Origin of the sequence: Variovorax sp. 3319 (assembly GCF_031456585.1) — a bacterium.
Taxonomy (GTDB): domain Bacteria; phylum Pseudomonadota; class Gammaproteobacteria; order Burkholderiales; family Burkholderiaceae_C; genus Variovorax; species Variovorax paradoxus_P.
Map to the genome: position 1 here is coordinate 1 of NZ_JAVDUZ010000001.1, position 22,301 is coordinate 22,301.

A 22,301-nucleotide genomic window follows, 5' to 3' on the forward strand; every position below is an offset into this window, starting at 1 on the left:
AGCGGCGCGGCGGCCAGGAGCATCCACAGGGCCATCGACAGCATGGTGCGCACGCGGGTGTTGTCGCGCCCGCGCAGCAGGTGCCAGGCGGCCGCCCCGCCGACCATGAGCGCGGTGGCCAGGTAGGCGGCGGTGACGGTGTGGGCGAGCCGGTAGGGGAACGAGGGGTTGAAGATGACACGCAGCCAGTCCACGGGCACCACGCGCCCGTCGATGATCTCGTGGCCCTGGGGCGTTTGCATCCAGCTGTTGGAGGCCAGGATCCAGGTGGCGGAGATCAGGGTGCCGACGGCCACGGCCAGGGTGGAGACGAAGTGCAGGGCGGGGCCCACGCGTTCGCGCCCGAAGAGCATCACGCCCAGGAACCCTGCTTCCAGGAAGAAGGCGGTCAGCACCTCGTAGGCCAGCAGCGGCCCGGTCACGCCGCCGGCAAAGCGCGAGAAGTTGCTCCAGTGGGTGCCGAACTGGTAGGCCATGACCAGCCCGGAGACCACGCCCATGCCGAAGGCCACGGCAAACACCTTGATCCAGAACTGGTACAGGTCCAGGTAGACCTTGCGCCCGGTGCGCAGCCACAGGCCCTCCAGCACGGCCAGGTAGCTCGCCAGGCCGATGGTGAGCGCCGGAAACAGGATGTGGAACGAGATCGTGAAGCCGAACTGGATTCGGGCAAGCAGCAGGGCGAGGGGTTCCATATCGGTTTCCATTCGACCGGGTTGCCGCAACGCTCGTGAGCCGAATGGTGGGCGGCGCCGGTCGGTTGCCGCTATTACACGGCCGCGCGGCGATTGGGGGAATTGGGCGTTTTGCCCTACCGCCTGCGGACGCCGGCAGCTTTTTCAACGCGGCTTGTCCGGCTACATTCGGCCAAACGGACGTTCACCATGACCATCACCATCACTGCATTCGAACGCTCGCCCGACGGCGGCAAGGGCCTGGCGCGCGACACGCGCGTGCGCTGGGCTTTGGAAGAAGCGGGGTTGCCCTACGAGGTGCGCCTGGTGTCCTTCCGCGCGATGAAAGAGCCGGCGCACCTGGCACTGAATCCCTTCGGCCAGATTCCCACCTACGAGGAAGGCGACCTCGCGCTGTTCGAGACCGGCTCCATCGTGATGCATATCGCCGAGCGCCATCCGGGGCTGTTTCCGCCTGACGCCGACGCAAGGGCGCGGGCCATCACATGGATGTTCGCGGCGCTCAATACTGTCGAGCTTCCCATCCTGGAGCTTGTCACCGTCAAGTTTGCGGAAGGCGACAAGCCCTGGAAGGCCGACCGCCTGTCCCTCGTCGAAGACCGTGTGCGCGCCCGATTGAACCAGCTGGCCGACCGCCTGGGCAATGCCGAGTGGCTGGACGGCAGCTTTACCGCAGGCGACCTGCTGATGGTGTCGGTGCTGCTTCGGCTCAGGCCGTCGGGCTTGCTGAACGAGTTTCCCGGCCTGGCCGCGTACGTCGCTCGCGGCGAAGCGCGGCCTGCCTACCAGCGCGCGTTTGCAGCGCAACTGGCGATCAACGCCGCGCCCCTCGCGAACTGACGTTCGATGCAAAGCCGATGAGCGCCGCACCTTCGCCCGCGGCTCGCACCGGCCTTGCGAGCCTGCTGCCAGCCGGGGTCGATCCGGGCGCCATCCCCTTGCTCGCCGCGCGCGGACTGCGCGCTTTCGGCGACGGCTACATGGCCGTGTTGTTGCCCGCCTACCTGCTGTCGATCGGCCTTGGCACGCTGGAGGTCGGCATCGTTGCCACGGCGACGATGCTGGGCTCGGCCCTTGCTACCCTTGCAGTGGGCGCTTGGGGATATCGTTTTGCAGGCGGCCGGTTGCTTCGCGCCGCCGCCTTGCTGATGGCGGCCACGGGCCTCGGCTTTGCGGGCTTCACCTCGTTTTGGCCGCTGCTGGTCATCGCGCTGGTCGGCACGCTCAATCCCAGTTCTGGCGACGTCAGCGTGTTTCTTCCGCTGGAGCACGCCAGGCTCGCTGCGGCGGCGCAGGGCCATGCGCGCACCGCACTGTTCGCGCGCTACAGCCTGTTGGGCGCGCTGTGTGCAGCATTGGGTGCCTTGGCCGCAGCCGTGCCCGACTGGCTGGTTCGGCACAGCCAGCTCGTGCGGCTCGATGCGCTGCGCGGAATGTTCGTGATCTATGCGGCCATCGGACTGGCCGTGTTCTGGCTCTACCGAAACTTGCCAGCCCACGCCGGCGGCAGCGCCGACGCAGAGCGCGCGCCCGTCGCACCGGCCCCGCTCGGGCCGTCCCGCCGCGTGGTAATGCGGTTGGCAGCACTCTTCAGTGTCGATTCGTTTGCGGGCGGACTGGCCATCAACGCGCTGATGTCGCTGTGGCTGCTGGAGCGCTTCGGCCTCTCGCTGACGCAAGCGGGCGTGTTCTTCTTCTGGACCGGTTTGCTCGGTGCGGCATCGCAGCTTGCCGCACCCGTGGTCGCCCGGCGCATCGGGCTGCTCAACACCATGGTCTTCACGCACCTGCCGGCCAACGTCTGCCTGGTGCTCGCGGCGTTGGCGCCCAGTTTGCCGATCGCGCTCGGCCTGTTGATGGTTCGCAGTGCGCTTTCTTCGATGGACGTGCCCACGCGAACGGCCTACGTGATGGCCGTGGTCACGCCGGCGGAGCGCAGTGCCGCGGCGAGCTTCACCGCCGTGCCGCGCAGCCTCGCGGCGGCCATCAGCCCGACGATCAGCGGCGCGTTGTTTGCAGCGGGCTGGATCTCGCTGCCGCTCATCGCCTGCGGGCTGCTGAAGATCGGCTACGACCTCGCGCTTTGGCGGGCCATGCGGCGGGACCGGGTGGACGACGAGTAGCCGTGCGGCGAAGGCGGGTTGCCGCCTTGACGCAGCCGGGCAGCACAGCAACTGGCTACCATGCAGTCTTCCCAATCGGCAATCGTGGCCTTGCACATCGTTTCCAAATGCTGACTCCCCTTGGCCCCGGCTGCAAATTCGGACAACGGCTCGCATCGCAGTACGGCATCGATGCAATCCAGTCGCTCGTGAGCAGGTCGCATCGCGGGGCGGAGCTGGGCGTTGCGCGCATGCGCTATGAGCTGCCGCATCTGTTTGTGCTGGCGCCGCTGCCCACCGAAGACGCTTTCCTGCTCAGTGTGGAAATCAACTCGGGCGGCAGCCGGCGCATCGTGCGGCACGATGGCAAGTCCCGGCAACTCGGCCTGCAGCAAGAGGGCGCATTCCACATTGCCGATCTGTCGCAGCGCGCTTCGGCCTACGTGAGCAGCCCGTTCCATTCGATGTTCTTCCATCTGCCGCGTGCAACCATCGATGCGTTTACCGAAGAGATGGAGATGCCGCGTGTCGACCGCTTGCGCTGCGCCACCGGCACGCTCGACCCGGTGGTCGCCAATCTGGGCCGTGCCATGCTGCCGGTGCTGATGCACCCGGAGGACGCGAGCCGGCTGTTCATCGATCACTTGACGATGGCGCTGAAGGCGCATGTGGTGCATGCCTATGGCGGTGTGCCCGGCCCGGCGCCGGTTCGAGTGCGTGGCCTCGCGCCCTGGCAGGAGCGCCGGGCCAAGGAGTTCCTGATGCAGCACCTTGCCCACGATGTGTCGCTGGCCGACGCCGCTCGCGAATGCGCGTTGTCGCGCAGCCACTTCAGCAAGGCCTTCAAGCAGACGACGGGCCAAACGCCGCATGCATGGCTTGTGGCGCAGCGCATTGAGGCGGCGCGCAGCCTGCTGGCGCATCCCGATGTTCCGATTGCGGAGATCGCCAGCAGCTGCGGCTTTTCTGACCAGAGCCATCTGACGCGCGTGTTCACCGCGCACATGGGCACTTCGCCCGCTCGCTGGCGGCGCCTGAACGTCGGTTGATCCAGGGGCTGACCCGGGGTTTTCAGGCCGACCTGGGCAAGAGCGCCGGCACCAGCTGCCGGTTCAACTGCTTCACCCACCACTGCAGTGCCTTGCCCTTTGCGCCGGTCTTCCACGCCAGCCAGAACGCCTCGGGTGCGCGCGGCTCTTCGGTCTGGAGTTCGATGAGCGTGCCGCGCGCCAGTTCGCCTTCAATGCATGCCCGCGGCAGGAATCCGTGGCCAAGTCCCGCAGCCTGGCAAGCAATCTTGGCGGCCATGGTCGGTACGGCAACGCGGTGCTGGCCCGCGACCAGCCCCACCGTGCGGTCGGACAGGGTGCGTGCGCTGTCGCTCACCACAATGGCGTTGTGCTCCAGCAGGTCGCCGCGATGCAGCGGCCGGTCGAGCCGGGTCAGCGGATGCGTCGGCGCCACGCAAAACGCGAAGTCGAGGCTGCCCACCATCACCGCCTGGTAGCCCCCGCCCGCAGGCCCTTCGCCGGCGGCAATGACGATGTCGGCGCGCCCTTCGCGCAATGCCTCCCAGCTGCCCGTGAGCGCCTCGCAGCCAATGCGCAGCCGCGTGCCGCAGCGCAGTGCCTCGAAAGCGCGAATGTCGTCGATGAGCGCCTGCGTGGGAACCAGCGAATCGTGAACCAGCCGCAGCTCCGATTCGAATCCGGTGGCAATTTGCCGCATGCGCGATTCGAGGTCGCCCGCGGCGCCTAGCAGCCAGCGGCCTTCTTTCAGCATTTCTTCGCCGGCGGCCGTAAGGGTTACGCGCGGCCCGTTGCGCACGAACAGCAGCATGCCCAGCTGTTCCTCGAGCTTGCCCACCGCGTACGAGATGGTCGAGGGCACTTTGTTCAGCCGCGCGCCCGCGGCGGCAAAGGAGCCGTGGCGCGCAATGGCGTCGACGAGTTCGATGGCTTCGAGACTGAGCTTGAGCACGGAAGTCCTTGGAAATGAATCATCGAAAAATTCGATGATGAACGGATAAAAGTTTCGTCAAAAGGCACGACTGAAAGAAAGATGATTCAGCCATGCCTCGGGAAGATCTCTTCGAGGCCATTGTGAATCAGATCGAACTCAACGACCACCAAGGACCCAGATCATGTTGGAAATTCGCAGCGCCAATGACCGCGGACTCGCAGACTTCGGTTGGCTCAAGTCCCGCCACACCTTCTCTTTCGGCCACTACCACGACCCGGAGCAAGAAGGTTTCTCCGACCTGCTGGTGATCAACGACGACCGCGTGCATCCCGGCCGCGGCTTCGGCACCCATCCGCACCGCGACATGGAAATCTTCTCGTACGTGCTCGACGGCGCGCTCGAGCACAAGGACTCGATGGGCACCGGCTCCGTCATTCGCCCCGGCGACGTGCAGATGATGAGCGCGGGCACCGGCGTGCGCCACAGCGAATTCAATTCGTCGGCCACCGATCCGCTGCACTTCCTGCAGATCTGGATCGTGCCGGGCGCCAAGGGCGTTGCTCCCCGCTACCAGCAAGTGCACTTTGCGGCTGAAGAAAAGCGCGGCCGCCTGCGGTTGATCGTTTCGCCAGAGGGCACCGATGGTTCGCTGGCGGTGCACCAGGACGCCCGCGTCTACGCAGGCCTCTTCGACGGCGATGAATCCACGTCGCTCACGCTCGGCCCCGATCGCCATGCCTATGTGCATGTGGCGCGCGGCAGGATCGAAGTCAACGGCCAGCGGCTGGGTGAAGGCGATGGTGCACGGGTGCGCGGCGAACAGCGCCTCGACCTCGCCCGGGGCGAGGGCGCCGAGGTGCTGGTGTTCGACCTGCGCCCGAATGAGTTGCCTTCCTTCTGACAACGAATGTGCGCCCAGGGCCGGCGCGGACGGCAAATGTCCAAACGGCCCGACTAATCGACAAGACACGCATCGGCGCTGAAACGACGATGCATGCAAGGCAAGACCATTTTTTCAATCACCGACTTTCAATCACCAAACTCCCGGAGAACTCCATGTCCATCAAAGCCACCCCCACCGCCGGTTCCAAGCTGCTGACCCCCGCCGATCACACGCTGGTCATGATCGACTTCCAGTCGCAGATGGCTTTTGCCACGCATTCGATCGACGCGGTCAACCTGCGCAACAACGCCGCCCTGGTGGCCAATGCAGCGGCCGGCTTCGGCGTGTCGACCATCCTCACGACCGTGGCTGAAAAGAGCTTTTCGGGCCCGATGTTCAGCGAGATCACCGATGCGTTCCCGGGCCAGAAAATGCTCGACCGCACCTCGATGAACACCTGGGAAGACGCCGCGGTGATCGCCCGGGTGAACGAGATCGGCAAGAAGCGCATCGTGCTGTCGGGCCTGTGGACCGGCGTGTGCATCGTCGGCCCTGCACTGTCGGCCATCGATCAGGGCTTCGAGGTGTTCGTGATTGCCGACGCCTGCGGCGACGTATCGACCGAGGCGCACAACCGTGCCATGGACCGCATGGTGCAGGCCGGTGCGCAGCCGATGACCTCGCTGCAATACCTGCTGGAGCTGCAGCGCGACTGGGCCCGCACCGACACCTACGAGCTCACCACCGGCATTGCGAAGAAGTTCGGCGGCGCCTATGGTCTGGGCGTGACTTACGCCAAGACCATGTTCGGCGCCCACGAAGGCTGATTGCTGGAGTGAAAGCAATGAAGCCCTACGTCCTGTCGCTCGCGCTCGGCCTGCTGGTCGGTGTGATCTACGCACTGTTCCAGGTGCGCTCGCCGGCCCCGCCGGTCATCGCCCTCGTGGGGCTGCTCGGTATCTTGCTCGGCGAGCAGATACCGCCTCTCATCAAGAGCGTCATCAAGCCCGATGCCGTGGCCACGTCGTGGCTGCGGCACCAGGTCAAGCCGCATGTGTTCGGCGAACTGCCGCAATGCGCCAAAGGCCGCCCAGGCGCCGCAACGGGTGAAGACGCATGAGCGATCCATTCGACGAGCAACGCCGCCGGCTCTGCCTAGGCACGCTCGGCGCCGCATTTGCCGGAACGGCAATGGCCCAACCCAAATCTCCGAGGACACCCGACATGGCCGGAAGCACCGCCCCCCAACTGATCCTGCACAACGGCCGCTTCACCACGCTGGACCGCGCCAACCCCGTGGCCGACACCGTGGCCATTACCGATGGCCGCTTCACCCACGTGGGCCGCGCGCAAGACATTCTTTCGCTGGCAACGGGCAACACCCGGGTCATCGACCTGCAGGGCAGGCGCGTGTTGCCGGGCCTCATCGACAACCACCTGCACATCATTCGCGGCGGCCTCAACTTCAACCTCGAGCTGCGCTGGGACGGCGTGCGCAGCCTGGCCGACGCCATGGCGATGCTGAAGCGCCAGGTGGCGATCACGCCCGCGCCGCAATGGGTGCGCGTGGTGGGCGGTTTTACCGAACACCAGTTCGTTGAAAAGCGCCTGCCGACCATCGACGAGCTCAATGCCGTGGCGCCCGATACGCCGGTGTTCCTGCTGCACCTGTACGACCGTGCGTTGCTCAACGGCGCGGCGCTGCGCGCGGTGGGCTACACCAGGGACACGCCCGCGCCGCCCGGCGGCGAGATCGTGCGCGACGCGGCCGGCAACCCGACCGGGCTGCTGCTTGCCAAGCCCAACGCGAGCATCCTCTATGCCACGTTGGCCAAGGGGCCGAAGCTGCCGTTCGAATACCAGCTCAACTCCACGCGCCACTTCATGCGCGAACTGAACCGCCTCGGCGTTACAGGCGCCATCGACGCGGGCGGCGGCTTCCAGAACTTTCCCGAGGACTACCAGGTCATCCAGCAACTGGCCGATGCCGGCCAGCTCACCATTCGCCTGGCCTACAACCTGTTCACGCAAAAGCCCAAGCAGGAGAAGCAGGACTTCCTCAACTGGACGTCGACGTCGAAGTACAAGCAGGGCGACGACTACTTTCGCCACAACGGCGCGGGCGAAATGCTGGTGTTCTCTGCAGCCGACTTCGAAGACTTTCGCCAGCCGCGGCCCGACATGGCGCCCGAGATGGAAGGCGAGCTCGAAGAAGTGGTGCGCGTGCTGGTGCAGAACAAGTGGCCGTGGCGCCTGCACGCCACCTACGACGAAACCATCGACCGTGCGCTCGACGTGTTCGAAAAGGTCGACCGCGACACGCCGCTTGCGGGCCTGAACTGGTTCTTCGACCACTGCGAAACCATCTCCGACAAATCGATCGACCGCATCGCCGCGTTGGGCGGCGGTATTGCGGTGCAGCACCGCATGGCCTACCAGGGCGAATACTTCGTCGAGCGCTACGGCGCCGGTGCGGCCGAAGCCACGCCGCCGGTGAAGCGCATGCTCGAAAAAGGCGTGAAGGTGTCCGCGGGCACCGACGCCACGCGCGTTGCGTCGTACAACCCGTGGGTGTCGCTGTCGTGGCTGGTCACCGGCAAGACCGTGGGCGGCATGCAGCTCTACCCGCAGCGCAACTGCCTGGACCGCGAGGCCGCGCTTCGCATGTGGACCGAGAACGTCACCTGGTTTTCGAACGAGGTCGGCAAGAAGGGCCGCATCGAAGCGGGCATGCTGGCCGACCTGGTGGTGCCTGATCGCGATTTCTTTGCCTGCCCCGAATCGGACATTGCCGACACCACGGCGCTCCTGACCATGGTCGGCGGCAAGGTGGTGTATGCCGCGGGTCCGTTCAAGCCGCACGACGAAGGCGTGCCGCCGCCGGCTATGCCCGACTGGTCGCCGGTGCGCAGCTTCGGCGGCTATGCCGGCTGGGGCGATGCCGAGGGCGCGCCGCTGCAAAAGGCAATGCGCCACGCGGCCATGGCCTGTGCGTGTGCCAACAACTGCAACGTGCACGGCCACCAGCATGCAACCGCGTGGAGCAGCAAGCTGCCGATTGCGGACCTGAAGAGCTTCTGGGGCGCGCTGGGCTGCGCCTGCTGGGCGGTGTGATGGCCATGCGCTGGACCACTTCACCGGCAGTGCGCTGGGTTGCCTTGCTCATGCTCTGCGCGGCCTACCTGCAGGGCGGACTCAACAAGGCCATGGACTTCAACGCGGCCATCGCCGAGATGAACCACTTCGGCCTGTCGCCAGCGGCTCCGCTGGCCGTGGCCGTCATCGTGCTGGAACTGGGCGCCTCGGCGCTCATCCTCACGGGCTTTCTGCGCTGGCTCGGCGCGTTGGCGCTGGGCGGCTTCACGCTGATGGCAACCTTCGTCGCCTTGCGCTTCTGGGAGATGCCGCAGCCCGAGCGCTTCATGGCGGCCAATTCGTTCTTCGAGCACCTGGGCCTGGTGGGCGGCTTTGTGCTGGTGGCCTGGCTCGACCTGAAGGAGCGCACCCATGGCTGATTCCCCCAAGGGCGCCGCCGCTTCGCCGCCCGGTGCCTTCGCTCCCCTGCGGCAGCCGGTGTTCGCGGTGCTGTGGGCAGCCACCGTGCTCGGCAACATCGGCAGCTTCATGCGCGACGTGGCGAGCTCGTGGCTGGTGACCGATCTTTCTGCAAACCCGACCGCGGTGGCACTGATCCAGACCGCGGCCACGCTGCCGATCTTTCTGCTTGCGATTCCGGCAGGCGTGCTCTCCGACATCCTCGACCGGCGGCGCTTCCTGATCTTCGTGCAACTGGTGCTTGCGGCCGTGAGCGGCACCTTGCTTGTGCTCTCCCACACCGGTGCGCTCACTGTCGAATACCTGATCGTGCTGACCTTTGTCGGCGGCATCGGCGCGGCGCTCATGGGGCCGACGTGGCAATCGATCGTGCCCGAGCTCGTGCCGCGCAGCGACTTGAAGAGCGCGGTGGCGCTCAACTCGCTGGGCATCAACATCGCGCGTTCCATAGGGCCGGCGGCCGGCGGGTTGATTCTGGCGAGCTTCGGCGCGGCAGTGACCTACGGCATCGACGTGCTGAGCTATGCATTCGTCATTGCGGCGCTGCTGTGGTGGAAGCGCCCCGCGGCCGCCGATACCGGCCTGTCGGAAAACTTCTTCGGCGCCTTCCGCGCGGGCATCCGCTACACGCGGGCGAGCAAAGAGCTGCATGTGGTGCTGCTGCGCGCGGCGGTGTTCTTTCTGTTCGCAAGCTCCGTGTGGGCGCTGCTGCCCCTGGTGGCGCGCCAGATGCTCGGCGGCACCGCCGGTTTCTACGGCGTGCTGCTCGGCGCCGTGGGTGCGGGTGCCATCGGCGGTGCGCTGGTCATGCCGCGGCTGCGTGCCCGGCTCGATGCGGACGGCATGCTGTTGCTGGCCTCGCTGCTCAGCGCGGCCGTGATGGGCGGGCTGGTTTTTGCGCCGCCGCAGTGGCTTGCGGTGGTGCTGCTGTTGTTGCTGGGCCTGGGCTGGATCATTGCGCTCACCACGCTCAACGGCGTGGCGCAATCCATCTTGCCGAACTGGGTGCGCGGCCGCGGGCTGGCCGTGTACCTCACCGTGTTCAACGGCGCAATGGCGGCCGGCAGCCTGGGCTGGGGACTGGTCGCGCAGCAGATCGGCGTGCCGTACACGCTGGTGGCTGGCGCCGTGGGCCTGGTGGTGGCGGGCCTCATCTTCCACCGGGTGCGCCTGCCCGCCGGGGAGGCCGACCTGCAGGCTTCCAACCACTGGCCCGAGCCTCTCTTGGCCGAACCCGTCGCGCATGACCGCGGGCCGGTAATGGTGCAGGTCGAATACCGCATTCGCAAGGAAGACCGCCCTGCGTTCATGGAGGCGGTAAGGCGCCTGTCGCTCGAGCGCCGCCGCGACGGCGCCTACGCATGGGGCGTGACCGAGCACACGGGCGACCCGGAGCGGGTGATGGAGTGGTTTCTCGTCGAGTCATGGGCCGAGCACCTGCGCCAGCACCAGCGCGTGTCGCATGCCGATGCCGACCTGCAGAACGAAGCCGTGCGCTTTCATATCGGCCCCGGAAAGCCCGAGGTGCACCACTTTCTTTCCCTCTGATCTTCTTCAGTGCCTTTCAACCAACCTTCGAATCGAAACATGGCCAATCCGAAAACCGCCAAGTCCATCAAGTCCGTCAAGTCAACCAAGGCGCGCCGCCAGGCGCCGCTGCATACGCCAAGCGATCTTGGCGCAGACGCCACGCGCGACATTTCCGCCGCGCTCAACCTGCTGCTGGCCGACGTGTTCGCGCTGTACTTCAAGACGAAGAACTTCCACTGGCACATGTCGGGCCCGTCGTTTCGCGACTACCACCTGCTGCTCGACGAGCAGGCCGACCAGATCTTTGCCACGGTCGACCCCATTGCCGAGCGCGTGCGCAAGGTAGGCGGCACCACGCTGCGCTCCACCGGGCATGCCGCACGCCTGCAGCGCCTGTCGGACAACGATGCCGACTTTGTGACGCCCATCGGCATGCTCGCCGAGCTCCGCGAAGACAACCAGCGCCTGGCCGGCTTCATGCGCGCGACCCACGGCGTATGCGACGAGTACGGCGACGTGGCCACGGCCAGCCTGCTCGAAAACTGGATCGACGAGGCCGAGCAGCGCACATGGTTTCTTTTCGAATCGGTGCGCCAGAGCTGAAAACGCCTGCACCTGTCGAATTCCCGTCTTTTCCTTCAATCCAATCCAACACAAAAAGCATGACCACACTCACATTGCGCGACGGCACCGAGCTCTACTACAAAGACTGGGGCACGGGCCAGCCCATCCTCTTCAGCCACGGCTGGCCGCTCAGCGCCGACATGTGGGACGCGCAGATGCTGTTCTTCGCCGAACGCGGCTACCGCGCTATTGCATTCGACCGCCGCGGTTTCGGCCGTTCGAGCCAGCCCTGGACGGGCTATGACTACGACACCTTTGCCGACGACATCGCCGAGCTGATCGAGAAGCTCGACCTGAAGAACGTCGTGCTTGCCGGCTTCTCGATGGGCGGCGGCGATGTAACCCGCTACATCGCGCGCAAGGGCAGCGCACGCGTGGCAAAGCTGGCGCTCATCAGCGCCGTGACGCCGCTGTTCATGAAGACCGAAGACCACCCCGTGGGCCCCGACGCATCGCTGTTCGCGAGCATCCGCGCAGGCCTGGCCACCGACCGCCCGCAGTTTCTGGACGACTTCAGCACGCTCTTCTACGGCACCAACCGCCCCGGCGCCAGCGTGTCGCAGGGCGTCTTCAAGCAGACGCTGCAAATTGCGCTGCAAGCCTCGATCAAGGCCACGATCGATTGCGTGACCGCGTTTTCGGAAACCGACTTCCGCCCCGACATGGCCATGATCGACGTGCCCACGCTCGTGATTCACGGCGACGACGACCAGGTGGTGCCGATCGATGCCACAGGCAGGCTTGCGGCCAAGATGATCAAGGGCAGCCAGTTCAAGGTGTACGAGGGCGCGCCGCATGCCACCAGCACCACCCATAAGGACCAGCTGAACGCCGATCTGCTCGCGTTCATCCAGGGCTGATCCGGGGGGCGGCGAGAACATGGGCACGCAAGGCGCTTATGGCGACCTCCTGGGGCGCTACTTCGAGCTGCCTTCCGTGCCCGCTCTGGTAATGCTGCCGGCGCCCAAGGCGCCTTTCGTCGCAACGCGCATCACCTGCCGGCGCGACCAGCTGGGCATGAAGCAAGAGATTCCTCCCGAGGACGCCTTCGTGGTCACCCTGCACCTGGCCGGCGTGGGCCACCACGAGTTGTGGGTGCGCGGCCGGCCATCGGTGGTGCGCGGCTATGCGCGCGGCGCCATCAGCATCGTCGACCTGCGCGACGAGGTCGCAAGCTACCTGGGCAGTCCGCTGGACGCCCTTCATTTTTACGTGCCGCGCGCACTGATGGACGCCGTGACCGACGCCGCGGGCCTGCCGCGTGTGTGCGGCCTTGCATGCCCGCCGGGGCTCGTCGATCCGGTCATGGAAAACCTGGGCGCGGCGGTGCTGGCGCTGCTCGACGGCCCGCGGCGCGAAAGCTCCGCCGTGAGCGAACACCTGGCCATCGCCATATGCGCCCACCTGGTCCATCGCTTCGGAAACAAGCCCGAGCGGGCCCGCGGCCGCTTTGCACATTAGTGCGCCCGGCAAGGGTGCACGGCGGGCGACTCTTGTTCAAGACGGGCGCTCCGGGGCGCGGTACACACGAGTCGAGACAACCCCGCACCCGATAACTCAATGACGACCCAGCCCCATCGCAGGCCACCCACCTTGACCACGGCCAGCGGCGCGCCCGTCGCGGACAGCCAGCACTCGATCACCGCGGGCCCGCGCGGTCCCATCCTGCGGCAGGACTACCAGATGAGCGAAAAGCTCGCCTACCTGGCGCGCGAACGCATTCCCGAGCGGGTGCTGCACGCCAAGGGCGCGGCCGCCTTCGGCACGCTGCGAATCACGGGCGACATCTCGGGCTACACGCGGGCGCGGGTGCTGCAGCCGGGGCAAATCACGCCGGTGCTGGTTCGCTTCTCGGGGTTGACCGGCGAACAGGGCTGCGCCGACGCAGAGCGCGACCTGCGCGGCTTCGCCTTGAAGGCCTATACCGAAGAGGGCAACTGGGACCTCGTCGGCAGCCACTTGCCGGTGGCCTGCATACGCGATCCACAGAAATTTCCGGACCTGGTGCGCGCGCTGAAGCGGCACCCCGTAACGCACCTGCGCTCGCCCACCGCAACCTGGGATTTCTGGTCGCTGTCTCCCGAGAGCCTGCACCAGATCGTGATGCTGTTCTCGGACCGCGGCCTGCCGGCGGGCTTTCGGCACATGCACGGCTATGGCGCGCATGCCTTCGGGCTGGTCAATGCCGCCAATGAAAGGGTGTGGGTCAAGTTCCACCTCAAGACGCTGCAGGGTATTCGGTGCCTCACGAATGCGCAGGCCCGCGAGGTGATTGCCGACGACCGCGAGAGCGCGCAGCGCGACCTGTTCGACGCCATCGAAAAAGGCGAATGCCCGCGCTGGTCGCTGCAGATCCAGGTGATGAGCGAGGCACAGGCGGCGCAGTTGCCGTTCAACCCCTTCGACGCCACCAGGGTCTGGCCGCAGGCTGAGTTTCCGCCGGTCGAAGTCGGCGTTCTTGAGCTGAACGCCAACCCCGACAACTATTTTGCGCAGGTCGAACAGGCCACCTTCAATCCGGCCAACATCGTGCCGGGCATCTGCTTTTCGCCCGACAAGCTGCTGCAGGGGCGGCTGCTGGCCTATGCCGATGCGCAGCGCTACCGCGTCGGTACGCATCACGAGGCGCTGCCTGTCAACCGGCCCCTGTCGCCGGTGCATACCTACCATGCCGACGGCGCCATGCGGCTGGATGTTCCGCCGCGCACCGATGCCTACTACGAGCCCAACTCGTTCGGAGGCCCGCGCCCCGACCGCACGCTGGCCGAGCCGCCGATGCCGCTGCAAGGCGATGCCATGCGCTTCGATGACCGGCAGGGGCTGGGCGACCACGCGCAGGCGGCCGTCTTGTACCGCGGCATGGACGAGGACCACAGGCAGCGCCTGTTCGAGAACATTGCCCGCTCGATGGCCGGCGTGCCCGACGCCATCCAGCGGCGCCAGGTGGCGCACTTCAGGCTGGTCGACGCCTCGCTGGGCGAGGGCGTGGCGCAGCGGCTTGGTCTTTAGCCCGCTTGCGGGCTGTCGAGCAGGCGCTGGATGGTGTCTCGCAGCTGCTGCAGCCCGAAGGACACGTCCGTGAAGTTCTCGTTCACGTAGAAGGTGGGCGTGGCCCGCACGTGCAAGCGATTGCCGATTTCGATCTGCTCTTGCACGCGTTGGCGGTACACGCCGTCTTTCAGTTCGTTTTCGAAGCGCGGCATGTCCAGGCCAAGCTGCGCCGCGTAGCCGCTCAAATGGCGCGCGTCGAGCTGGTTCTGGTGGTTGAAGAGCAAGTCGGCGTAAGGCCAGAAGCGTCCCTGCGCACCTGCTGCCTCGGCGGCCTCTGCCGCCAGTTCTGCATGCGCATGGACCTCGCGCAACGGAAAGTGCCTGAAGACAAAGCGCACGCGCTCTCCGAAGTGCTGCAGCATGAACTGCACCGCCGGATGCGCCTGGCGGCAGGACGGGCACTCGAAATCACCGAACTCGACAACGGTGACCGGGGCCGAGGCGGGGCCGGCAATGTGGTCGACCGCCGGATCGGGAACGAGAACTGAACGGGGCTGAGGCGATGTCGTCATACGGCCTTGCGAAGGGAGGGTGTGTCAGTTGGATGGGGGAAAAGGCCGGTCCTGGTTTCCAACCCGCATCCTGCGCCGCCAGATGCCTGGCGGAACGCCCGAATGCTGGGAGAAAACGCGGGTGAAGTGGCTTTGATCGGAAAAGCCGCAGGCCGCGGCAACTTCGGCCAGCGAGGTCTCCGCGTTCACGAGAAGCGCGCGCGCGTGCTCCAGCCGCTGTGCAATCAGCCATTGATGCGGCGTGTGCCCGGTGGTCTCGCGAAACGCATGAATGAAGTAGCTGCGCGAAAGCCCGCACGCATCGGCAATCTCGGTAATCGAAATGCTGCCGTCGATTCTGCTGCGCAGCATCTCCTTTGCCCTTGCCTCATGCGAGCGCGACAGGATGCGGTTGGTCCTGGGTGTCGTGGGCGCCGCGCCGCCGTAGGTCTCGACGAGATAGCTCGTCATGGCAATGCTCAACTGCTCGACGAACAGCATGCTCGCGCCAGCGGGGTGCTCGAGCGCGGGCGTCAGGGCTTCCGCAAGATTGAGCAGCACGTCGTCACGGACACCCGCCAAATGGACGAGGCTGCCGACGCGCTTTCCCTGCTTGTCCTCGATGGCACGGTCCAGGCTGGCCTGCGAAATTTCGAGCAGCACAAAGTCGAAAGGGCGCTGGATGTCGGCGCGATAGCGCTCGGAAAAACCGCGAATGTAGATGGAGCCCTTGTCGAAATCGTGGCACGACGCATGCCGCCCCGAAACGACACGCCGGCTGTGGCCGTCTCGCATCGAAATGCCCAGCAGCACGCCGCGAGCGCTGCACTCCGTCTCCACGTAGTGGAGATGCTGCGTAGCCATCGTCTTGCGATGGATCTCGATTCCGTTCGCGCAAAGGCCCTGGTCCCGTTGCAGGTGGCTGGACATGCAGCCCAAGGTGTCCTTGGGCGCCGGAGCGACACGCAGCGACGAGGCTTGCCGGGCCGGGGGAGGCAGGTTTCTGCTTTGCGCTGAATGGTCGCTTTCGACGTGCATGGGCGGATGAACAGGAGAGGGGAGTTGGCGACCGCCTATTTGCCGCTTTCGAAACGTTTGCAGATAGAAGGTTTGAGCGCTTTCTTGAACATTTTGCACCCGGTTGATGACAACCGTAGGAGGCCGGCCACCTCCTGCAGCCGGGTTCGCCCGCCGCCTCAGCTCTTGAAGAATGCAAGAAGGTCGGCGTTGATGAGGTCGGCGTGCGTGGCGCACATGCCGTGCGGGAGCCCGGGGTACACCTTCAGCGTGGCGTTCTTGATGATCTTGGCGGTGAGCTCGCTCGAGATGGCGATGGGCACCACCTGGTCGTCGTCGCCGTGCATGACGAGCGCCGGCACGTCGATCTTCTTCAGGTCTTCGGTGAAGTCGGTCTCCGAAAACGCCTTGATACCGTCGTAGTGCGCCTGGATGGAGCCCATCATTCCTTGCTGCCACCAGTGCTCGCGAATGCCTTCCGAAACGGTGGCACCCGGGCGGTTGAAGCCGTAGAACGGCAGGGTGAAGTCCTTGAAGAACTGCGGCCGGTTGCCGGCCACCGCCGCGCGAATGCCGTCCAGCACTTCCATCGGCACGCCGTTGGGGTTGGCTGCGGTCTTGGCCATCAAAGGCGGCACCGAGCTGATGAGCACGGCCTTGGCAACCCGCTTGCTGCCGTGGCGGCTGATGTAGCGCGCAACCTCGCCGCCGCCGGTCGAGTGGCCCACGTGGATGGCTTCGCGCAGGTCGAGTGCTTCGGTGAGCGCTGCCAGGTCGTCGGCGTAGTGGTCCATGTCGTGGCCTGTCGAGCCCTGGCTCGAGCGGCCGTGCCCGCGGCGGTCGTGCGCAATCACGCGGTATCCCTGGCGCAGGAAGAACAGCATCTGGCCGTCCCAGTCGTCCGCACTCAGCGGCCAGCCGTGGGAGAAGACAACGGGTTGCCCGCTGCCCCAGTCCTTGTAATAGATTTGTGTGCCGTCCTTGGTGGTGATGGTGCTCATGGATCGCGTTCCTTGGTAAGGGTGATGTCGGATGCGGCGTCGATTGCCACGCCGTGGACGAGCCTACGCATCGCCGGTTGAACTGGCTTGCACGATTTAACGCTCCGTTGTCTGTTTGTCGGGCTCTGCTAGCCCGCGGCCACGATCACATGGGCCTGGATCTTTCCTGCCACCGGGCCTTGTCCGTGGCGGCTTGCAATGGCTTCTGCCGCGCGGTCTGTGGCGAGCTGAAGCAGGGTGGCGTCACGCGCCTCGATTTCGTTGCGCAGCGGCGTTCCCTGGCAATAGGCGGTAGCAACCTCGCGCGCCGAGGACGAACGGCTCACCTTCTCGCGCGTTGCAATCTCGATGCTGGTGAACCCTGCGCGGCTCAAGTCGTCGCGGATCAGTGCCACGTCGTTGTAGCCGTGCGGCGTGCGGGCAAGAAACCGGGGAGGGTCTTGCGGAAACACCGTGGCAACCGCGCGGGTAACCTCGTCGGCAAAGGCGTTTTCTTCGATGCGGTCCCAGACGTTGAAGACAAAACGCCCGTCCGGCTTCAGCACGCGGCGCGCCTCGACGTAGCCCGCAACACGGCTGGGAAAAAACATGGCGCCGAACTGGCAGCAAACAACGTCGAAGGAAGCGTCTGCAAACGGCAGGCCCAGCGCGTCCGCCTGCCGCCATTCGATGCGGCTGTCGGCGCCCTGCCGGGTGGCGGCATAGTCGAGCATGGGCTGGTTGAGGTCGGTTACCACGTACCGCGCCTCGGCACGCAGCCTTGGTGCAAGCGCCCGTGTGACAACGCCGCTTCCCGCTGCCGTTTCGAGCACCGAGCCGGGAGAAAAGGCGGCAACGATCTCCGCCATGTCGGCCGCGTAGCCCTCGAAAATCAAGGGGACCATCAGCGTGTCGTAGAACTTCGGAATGGAGCCCGTGAACACCTTGTCGCTCTCAGCCATGAGACCTCCTCGAGTTCTGAACGGTGCCCTTCGACCGTGCCATGGCACCGAGCGTGCGCAGGCCCTTTTCGATGCGGGCGTCCCAGCCGTGGCCGCCGCTCAACACGACCCCCGGCGCAAAGCATATGCCTTTTTCGAGCGCTTGTGCGGCAGGCGAAGCGAACCGCTTGCCGGCCTAGCCCGCGCTCTGCCCGGGCTGCGCCCAGCGCAGCGAAACCCAGGTGCCTTCGCCGCGGCGGCTTTCGATGCGCAGCCGGGCACCAATGGCTTCGGCCTGCTCCCTCAGGCCCACGATTCCATAGTGCCCCGGCGCGCCCGCGTTGGGCTCGAAGCCCATGCCGTCGTCGCCGATCTCCAGCTCCACTTCGTCGGTTGCAACGCAGTGCAGGCGAATCAGCAGCCTGCGCGCGCCCGCGTGGCGTTCAACGTTGCGCAGCACTTCCTCGCACATGTGAAACACGGTTGCCGCGGGCTCGGCAGCCAGGGCAAACAGGGCGGGGTCGATCTGGCAATCGAGCGCCATGCCCGAGCGCTCGCTCAGGTTCTTGGCCAGTTCGCTCAGCGCCGCGCCCAGCCCGATGTCGCGCACCGGGTTGCTGCGCAACTGGTCGATGGCGCGGCGTGCCTCGTCCAGCCCGTCGCGCGCCGCGCGTTCGGCACGCACCAGTTCATCCGGCAGTGCGTCGGGCCGGCTCGATGCCAGGTGCTTGAGCACGCGGATCTCGGTGAGCATTGCCATCATGGAGTGCGCCAGCGTGTCGTGCAGCCCGCGCGCCAGGCGCAGGCGCTCGCGCACCACTTCGGCGGCGCGCGATTCCTGCGCCAGCCGGCTGATTTCTTCGGTGCGCTGCCGCACGCGTTCGTCCAGTTCGGCATTGAGGCGGCGCAGCTCGTCGCGTTCGCGCTGGAGTGTGTTGAGCAAGCGGTCGAGCGCGCTCCCGAGCCGCGCGGCTTCGTCGGCCCCTTGCGGCACCTCGATGCGCGTTGCGCTGCCGGCCAGCACCGCGTCCGCCGAATGCGCAATCACGCTCACGCGGCGTGTCAGGCGGTGTGCCACGATGATGCCGGCAATGGCTGCGCCCAGGCCCAGCAGGCTCAGCACGATGGAAATGCGCCATTCGATGGCCGTTGCAAAGGCCGCCACCGATTCGACCGGCTGGATCACCACGGCCTGCCAGCCGAGCCGGCGCAAGGTGCCGTCGCGCGCATTGGGCGGCGACGCGATGAGGTAGGGCCGGTTGTCCAGCAGCCGCCTTGTGCGGATGCGCGTGGGCAGGTCGGAGCCATCGTTGCCCAGCCCGGCGACGACGGGATCGAATGGGGTGATCGGGTCGCCGACATCCTGCCAGCGCTTTCCCAGAAGGGCGCTCGGTCCGTGGCGCACGATGCCGTCGCGGTCGACCAGCAGCCATTCGCCGGGTGAGGCGCGGATTTCGGCGACCATCTTTTCCACCCAGCTCCAGCTGAGGTTGGCGGCAACCACGCCGATGATCGCGCCGTCGGCATTGCGCACCGGCGCGGTGAGCTTCAGGAAGCGTTCGCCGGGGGTGCGTCCTTCCTCGATCCACGCGGCGTCCAGGCCTTGCGAGATCCATGCGTGCTGGTTGACGTTCTGGCCCACCACCTGCTCGTCGGTCGCCGCAACGATGAAGCCGTCGGCATCGGTCACGGCCAGCCAGATGAGGTCTGGCACGCCGCGGCGCACTGCCTGCAGCGACCGCTTCAGGCGCTCGCCTTCGCTGTGCTGCACGTCTTCGGACAGCATGGCCGCCACCACGCTGACTGCCTGCAGCCGCAGCAGCAGGGCGGTGTCGAGCTCGGCGTTGACGTGCTCGGCCGCGGCTTCGAGCCGCTGGCCGTGCTGTTCGAGCAGCGTTGCACGCACGAAGCCGCGCAGCCACAGGTTGGCCACGAGCGCCAGGCACAGGGTGAGCGCAATCAGCAGCCAGCCGATCGCAGCAGCCATGGAGCGCCGTGGGTCGATGCGACGTGCGAGGTTCATTGGCTGCGGATTCTCGCAAACGGCAGCCATGACTTTCGGCATGGGTAGTTCCCCTGAGCACTCGGGGTTTGTCTCGACTTGCTGCGTGACTTCCGGCAGGCGCGCCGGCGGCGGTTTGCGGCAACAGTTGCACCCATCGCGATCCGTGCCCCCAGCGCGACTGAATCCCAACCCCTGCAACGTGCCGCGACGCGATCGGCGCGACAACGAATGGAGACGAAGCGAATGAACCCCACTTCCCCGACATACATCTCATCCGGCGCGCCGCCGCGATTGATCGACAACCGCTGGCTGCAACTGGCGGTCGGCATCGTCTGCATGATTGCCACGGCCAACATCCAGTACGCATGGACCTTGTTCGTGCCGGAAATCCAGGGCAAGTTCGGCTGGGAGCGTGCGTCGATCCAGGTCGCGTTCACCATCTTCGTGCTGGTGCAGACCTGGCTCGCACCCATCGAGGGCTACTTCATCGACAAGTTCGGGCCGCGGCTGATCGTGGCCTTTGGCGCGCTGTTCATCGGCGCGGCCTGGTTCATCAACTCGCAGGCCACCACGCTGATGGGCTTCTACATTGGCGCGGCCGTCGGCGGTATTGGCGTGGGCTCGATCTATGCCACCTGCATCAACAACGCGCTCAAGTGGTTCCCCGACCGCCGAGGCCTGGCAGTAGGCCTCACGGCCGGCGGCTATGGCGCCGGTTCGGCTGCCACCATCCTGCCGATTGCCGCGATGATCGAATCGTCGGGCTTCCAGCAGGCTTTCCTGTTCTTCGGCCTGCTGCAGGGTTCGCTGGCCTTTGCCGCGGCCTGGTTCCTGCGTCCGCCAAAGGGCAACGAGGTACGCGGATCGACCAAGGTTGCGCAGAGCCGTCGCGACTACACGCTGGGCGAAGCGCTTCGCACCCCGCTGTTCTGGCTGATGATCGTGATGTTCTCGTGCGTGGTTACCGGCGGCATGATGGCCGTGGCGCAACTGGGCGTGATTGCGCAGGACCTGGGCGTGAAGAACTTCAAGGTCGACCTGTACTTTGTGACCATGGCCGCACTGCCGCTCGCGCTGATGCTCGACCGCGTCATGAACGGCGTCTCGCGCCCGATGTTCGGCTGGATCTCCGACCACATCGGCCGCGAGAAGACGATGGTGATCGCCTTCACGCTGGAAGGCATCGGCATCATCGCGCTGGGCTATTTCGGCCACAACCCGTGGGCCTTCCTGATCCTGTCGGGCGTGGTGTTCCTGGCCTGGGGCGAGGTGTATTCGCTGTTCTCCGCACTCGCGGGCGATGCCTTCGGCACCAAGCACATCGGCAAGATCTATGGCGTGCTGTACTGCGCCAAGGGCATCGGCGCGCTGTTCGTGCCGCTCGGCAACCTGATGATGGAAGCCACCGGCACCTGGTCGACCGTGCTCTACACCGTGGCGGGCCTCGACCTGTTCGCAGCGTTCCTTGCAATCGTTGCACTGCGGCCGATGCTGGCAAGGCACACCGCCAGCAATATTGCCGCATCGCATGCGCCTTCGCCGGCGCCTGACCTTGCGATGCCGGGCGGCCTTGCGTCCGCAGGCCGCACGGCCTGACCGGCACCCGCTTCCGTTTTTTCAATGCACCCGTGGAACCGGCTCTGCCGGGCCACCGGGTGCATTTTGCATTTGGGTAGTTCAGAAGGCGCGCAAGGCGCGCCGGGCGCAGCGCGCTATTTCTTGAGCACCAGCACCGCCAGCTCGGTGCGGGTATTGGCGTGGAGCTTTTGCATGATCCGGCTGACGTGGTTCTTTGCCGTTCCCTCGGCCAGGTTGAGCGCCGCGGCAATCTGCCGGTTGCCGTAGCCCTTGGCGATCAGCTCGAGCACCGCGGCCTCGCGGTCGGTGAGCGGCTTGGTCGTGGCGTCAGGCTGCGACAACTCGCCGGGCGCGGTGGCTTGCGGCTCGGCACGCAGGTCTGGCGCGGGTGGCTGCTCTTGCGCAACGCGGTCGGCCAGCAGCCGGAACTGGTCCATTACCTTGCGGGCGATTTGCGGCGTGAGCCGCGACTCGCCGCGATGCACCGCCCGCACGGTGTCCAGCACTTCTTCTTCCGATGCGTCCTTGAGCAGGTAGGCCTGCGCGCCGGCACGCACCGCGTCGAAGACGAGGTCGTCGCGGTCGAAGGTGGTCAGCACCATGACGCGCGTATGCGGCAGCGCGGCCGAGATCTCGCGCGTGGCCAGCACACCGCCCTTGCGCGGCATGTGCAGGTCCATCAGCACCACGTCGGGCAGCAGGCGGCGGGCCAGCTCCACGGCTTCGATGCCGTCGGCGGCCTGGCCGACCACTTCGATGTCCGGCGCGGCATCGAGCAGCATGGCCATGCCGCGGCGGATGAGTGCCTGGTCGTCGGCAATCAGCACGCGAATGCGCTGCGCCGCATGCGGCGCGGGCGCCGACGGCTCGGCAATGGTGCTCATGGC

Annotated in this window: 22 protein-coding genes; 14 read left to right on the plus strand and 8 right to left on the minus strand. The window is 66.2% G+C overall.

What is annotated here, in order from left to right:
* Positions 1-695: cytochrome ubiquinol oxidase subunit I (locus tag J2X67_RS00005; protein WP_309949400.1), on the minus strand; the 695-nt coding region annotated here is incomplete at its 3' end.
* Positions 696-884: 189 nt separating this feature from the next.
* Here J2X67_RS00005 and J2X67_RS00010 point away from each other — a divergent pair.
* From J2X67_RS00010 to J2X67_RS00020, 3 genes are all read left to right on the plus strand, one after another.
* Entirely contained in the window at positions 885-1,535 is a 651-nt protein-coding gene (locus tag J2X67_RS00010; RefSeq protein WP_309949401.1) for a glutathione S-transferase family protein, read from the plus strand.
* 17 nt (positions 1,536-1,552) lie between these two features.
* The gene (locus J2X67_RS00015; protein WP_309949403.1) at positions 1,553-2,818 is read left to right on the plus strand and encodes an MFS transporter; all 1,266 of its coding nucleotides are present in this window, start codon (positions 1,553-1,555) and stop codon (positions 2,816-2,818) included.
* Between the two features lie 107 nt (positions 2,819-2,925).
* Positions 2,926-3,846 (plus strand): AraC family transcriptional regulator, encoded by a 921-nt coding sequence (locus tag J2X67_RS00020; RefSeq protein ID WP_309949405.1) that lies wholly within the window; start codon positions 2,926-2,928, stop codon positions 3,844-3,846.
* Positions 3,847-3,868: 22 nt separating this feature from the next.
* Here the strand turns inward: J2X67_RS00020 and J2X67_RS00025 are convergent, their stop codons facing one another.
* Entirely contained in the window at positions 3,869-4,777 is a 909-nt protein-coding gene (locus J2X67_RS00025) for a LysR family transcriptional regulator (RefSeq protein WP_309949407.1), read from the minus strand.
* Between the two features lie 163 nt (positions 4,778-4,940).
* Here J2X67_RS00025 and J2X67_RS00030 point away from each other — a divergent pair, with 163 nt between their 5' ends.
* The 10 genes from J2X67_RS00030 (at position 4,941) to J2X67_RS00075 (ending at position 14,360) form a co-directional block, all read left to right on the plus strand.
* Positions 4,941-5,660, plus strand: coding sequence for a pirin family protein (locus tag J2X67_RS00030; protein WP_309949408.1), 720 nt, complete (start codon positions 4,941-4,943; stop codon positions 5,658-5,660).
* A 155-nt stretch (positions 5,661-5,815) separates the two neighbouring features.
* Positions 5,816-6,469, plus strand: coding sequence for a hydrolase (locus J2X67_RS00035; protein WP_309949410.1), 654 nt, complete (start codon positions 5,816-5,818; stop codon positions 6,467-6,469).
* Between the two features lie 17 nt (positions 6,470-6,486).
* Entirely contained in the window at positions 6,487-6,762 is a 276-nt protein-coding gene (locus tag J2X67_RS00040; protein WP_309949411.1) for a DUF1427 family protein, read from the plus strand.
* A gap of 104 nt (positions 6,763-6,866) precedes the next feature.
* A complete protein-coding gene (locus J2X67_RS00045; protein ID WP_309949413.1) occupies positions 6,867-8,756 on the plus strand; it encodes an amidohydrolase in 1,890 nt (629 codons plus the stop codon).
* A gap of 5 nt (positions 8,757-8,761) precedes the next feature.
* Entirely contained in the window at positions 8,762-9,157 is a 396-nt protein-coding gene (locus J2X67_RS00050) for a DoxX family protein (RefSeq protein WP_309949415.1), read from the plus strand.
* Positions 9,150-10,745: an MFS transporter gene (locus tag J2X67_RS00055; protein WP_281147481.1), complete on the plus strand. Its 1,596-nt coding sequence runs from the start codon at positions 9,150-9,152 to the stop codon at positions 10,743-10,745. The genes J2X67_RS00050 and J2X67_RS00055 overlap by 8 nt, the downstream gene beginning before the upstream one ends.
* 39 nt (positions 10,746-10,784) lie before the next feature.
* Positions 10,785-11,330: a DNA starvation/stationary phase protection protein gene (locus J2X67_RS00060; protein ID WP_309949417.1), complete on the plus strand. Its 546-nt coding sequence runs from the start codon at positions 10,785-10,787 to the stop codon at positions 11,328-11,330.
* 59 nt (positions 11,331-11,389) lie between these two features.
* Positions 11,390-12,211, plus strand: a complete 822-nt coding sequence (locus J2X67_RS00065) for an alpha/beta hydrolase (RefSeq protein WP_309949419.1) — start codon at positions 11,390-11,392, stop codon at positions 12,209-12,211.
* Positions 12,212-12,230: 19 nt separating this feature from the next.
* Positions 12,231-12,812: an AraC family transcriptional regulator gene (locus J2X67_RS00070; RefSeq protein WP_309949421.1), complete on the plus strand. Its 582-nt coding sequence runs from the start codon at positions 12,231-12,233 to the stop codon at positions 12,810-12,812.
* 99 nt (positions 12,813-12,911) lie between these two features.
* Positions 12,912-14,360: a catalase gene (locus J2X67_RS00075; RefSeq protein ID WP_309949422.1), complete on the plus strand. Its 1,449-nt coding sequence runs from the start codon at positions 12,912-12,914 to the stop codon at positions 14,358-14,360.
* On the opposite strand, the gene J2X67_RS00080 is transcribed toward J2X67_RS00075, so the two are convergent.
* The 5 genes from J2X67_RS00080 to J2X67_RS00100 form a co-directional block, all read right to left on the minus strand.
* Positions 14,357-14,914: a thioredoxin domain-containing protein gene (locus J2X67_RS00080; RefSeq protein WP_309949423.1), complete on the minus strand. Its 558-nt coding sequence runs from the start codon at positions 14,912-14,914 to the stop codon at positions 14,357-14,359. The genes J2X67_RS00075 and J2X67_RS00080 overlap by 4 nt on opposite strands.
* A 24-nt stretch (positions 14,915-14,938) precedes the next feature.
* Positions 14,939-15,931, minus strand: coding sequence for an AraC family transcriptional regulator (locus J2X67_RS00085; RefSeq protein ID WP_309949425.1), 993 nt, complete (start codon positions 15,929-15,931; stop codon positions 14,939-14,941).
* A gap of 158 nt (positions 15,932-16,089) precedes the next feature.
* The gene (locus J2X67_RS00090; RefSeq protein ID WP_309949427.1) at positions 16,090-16,911 is read right to left on the minus strand and encodes an alpha/beta hydrolase; all 822 of its coding nucleotides are present in this window, start codon (positions 16,909-16,911) and stop codon (positions 16,090-16,092) included.
* A gap of 128 nt (positions 16,912-17,039) precedes the next feature.
* A complete protein-coding gene (locus J2X67_RS00095; protein WP_309949429.1) occupies positions 17,040-17,852 on the minus strand; it encodes a methyltransferase domain-containing protein in 813 nt (270 codons plus the stop codon).
* Positions 17,853-18,027: 175 nt separating this feature from the next.
* Positions 18,028-19,854, minus strand: coding sequence for a histidine kinase (locus J2X67_RS00100; protein ID WP_309949430.1), 1,827 nt, complete (start codon positions 19,852-19,854; stop codon positions 18,028-18,030).
* A gap of 225 nt (positions 19,855-20,079) precedes the next feature.
* On the opposite strand from J2X67_RS00100, the gene oxlT reads away from it, so the two are divergent.
* On the plus strand, positions 20,080-21,432 hold the full coding sequence (oxlT, locus tag J2X67_RS00105; RefSeq protein ID WP_309949432.1) for an oxalate/formate MFS antiporter: 1,353 nt from the start codon (positions 20,080-20,082) through the stop codon (positions 21,430-21,432).
* A gap of 116 nt (positions 21,433-21,548) precedes the next feature.
* On the opposite strand, the gene J2X67_RS00110 is transcribed toward oxlT, so the two are convergent.
* Positions 21,549-22,298 (minus strand): response regulator transcription factor, encoded by a 750-nt coding sequence (locus tag J2X67_RS00110; protein ID WP_309949434.1) that lies wholly within the window; start codon positions 22,296-22,298, stop codon positions 21,549-21,551.
* Positions 22,299-22,301: the final 3 nt, after the last annotated feature.